The organism is Rhodococcus sp. (in: high G+C Gram-positive bacteria), assembly GCF_049286785.1.
Classification (GTDB): domain Bacteria; phylum Actinomycetota; class Actinomycetes; order Mycobacteriales; family Mycobacteriaceae; genus Rhodococcus_F.
In genome coordinates this window covers 1-1,914 of sequence record NZ_JBAQEO010000618.1, presented here as the reverse complement: position 1 = coordinate 1,914, position 1,914 = coordinate 1, and the positions used below count along the sequence as shown (strand labels likewise).

Below are 1,914 nucleotides of genomic sequence, written 5' to 3'. Positions count from 1 at the left end.
ATCTCGTTGCCGGGAAACTGCTTCTTCAGAAGGCCGCTTCGTCCAGGCCCATCACGGAATCATCGACGGTACCTGCGATCCGGGCCTCGGCCACCACGACAGGAAGGACATTACGAGCGAAGAACCGTGCTGCCGCGACCTTGCCCTCGTAGAACGACCTCTCGGCAGCGGGAAGATCCGTGTCGAGCGCGCGGAGAGCGGTTGCGGCACTGCGCAACAGCAGCCATGCGACGAGGATGTCGCCGAGCACGTACAGCAACCGGGTCGCGTTGAGTCCGACCTTGTAGACGTTCTTCTCGTCGCCGCCTTCGACAGTCGGATTCGACTGCTGCAAGTCGGCTGTCATCTTCGCGACGATCGACTCCACGCTGTCGGTCGCCACGACGAGAAGGTCTCGTTCGAACGCGAGGTCGGTGGCCGCGGCCGGATCGTCGACGAATCCCGAAATCTCCCGCACGAGGTGCCCGAACGCCACTCCCCTGTTCCGTGCGATCTTGCGGAAGAACAGGTCCTGCGCCTGGATGGCGGTCGTACCCTCGTAGACGGTGTCGATCTTGGCGTCGCGCACGTACTGCTCGAGCGGGTAGTCCTGGAGGTATCCCGATCCGCCGAAGGTCTGCAGGGATTCTGTTCCGAGGATGGTCCACGAGCGTTCGGAGCCGTATCCCTTGACCACGGGCAGGAGCAGGTCGTTGACCGCCTCCGCGAGGGTCGTGTCGGTGCCGGCGGCGTTCCCGATCGCGATCTCGTCCTGCCACGACGCGGTGTACAGCACCAGGGACCGGAGCCCCTCCGCGAACGACTTCTGTGTGAGCAGCGACCGGCGGATGTCGGGGTGGCGGGTGATGGGCACGCGGGGTGCCGCCTTGTCGGACGAACGTGTCAGGTCGGCACCTTGCAGCCGGATCTTGGCGTACTCGAGCGCATTGAGGTACCCGCTCGACAGGGTCGCGATCGCTTTGGAACCCACCATCATCCGGGCGTCTTCGATCACGTCGAACATCTGACCGATGCCGTCGTGGACCTCCCCGAGAAGCCAGCCGCGTGCCGGTTCGTTCTCGCCCAACGTCATCTCGCAGGTTGCGGAGACCTTCACGCCCATCTTCTTCTCGACGTTGGTGGCATAGACACCGTTGCGCTCGCCGGTGAGCTCACCGGTCTCGAGGTCGAAGTGGAACTTGGGGACGAGAAACAGACTGAGTCCCTTGGTGCCGGGCCCACCGGCGCCCTCGACACCCACGGGACGGGCCAGAACCATGTGGATGATGTTGTCCGTCAGATCGTGTTCGCCCGCAGTGATGAATCGCTTGACACCCGTGATGTTCCAGGTGCCGTCGTCGTTGGGGGTGGCCTTGGTGCGGCCGGCCCCGACGTCGGAGCCGGCGTCCGGTTCGGTGAGCATCATCGTCGCGCCCCACTGCTTCTCGGCGGCGATCTGCGCGATCTTCCTGTCGCGCTCGGTGCCGTGACGCCATACCACGCGGGTCGCCGTCGGGAACCCGACGTACGTCCACAGGGTCGGGTGCGCCCCGAGGACGAACTCGCCGAGAGCCCAGTTCAGGGAACTGGGCGCGTGGGTTCCGCCCAGTTCGGGAAGCACACGCAGGCGCCACCATTCGGCGTCCATCCAAGTCTTGTACGTCGCCGCATAGGACGGCGGGACGGTGACCGTGTGCGAAGCGGCATCGAAGATCGTAGGACTGCGATCGGAATCCTCGAACGATGCCGCGAGCTCCTCGCGGGCGAGGCGATCGACCTCGCGCAGTGCGACCTTCGCGGTATCGAGGTCTACCTCCTCGAACGGCCCGGTCCCGAGTACACGGTCGCGCCCGAGAAGTTCGAACAGGTTGAACTCCACGTCACGGAGATTGCTTTTGTAATGCCCCATGGTCGGGTACCTCTCACACTCGTGGG

The 1,914-nt window shown here is 64.7% G+C and carries 1 protein-coding gene; it reads right to left on the bottom strand.

Translation table 11 applies throughout. The annotated features are described in order from the left end of the window. Window positions 1-25: 25 nt before the first annotated feature. On the bottom strand, window positions 26-1,888 hold the full coding sequence (locus tag WAW17_RS22550) for an acyl-CoA dehydrogenase (protein WP_422335136.1): 1,863 nt from the start codon (window positions 1,886-1,888) through the stop codon (window positions 26-28). Window positions 1,889-1,914 lie beyond the last annotated feature (26 nt).

Bases quoted from the DNA above. Each gene is read 5' to 3' on its own strand.
- WAW17_RS22550 (WP_422335136.1), bottom strand. From the start codon at position 1,888: ATGGGGCATTACAAAAGCAATCTCCGTGACGTGGAGTTCAACCTGTTC.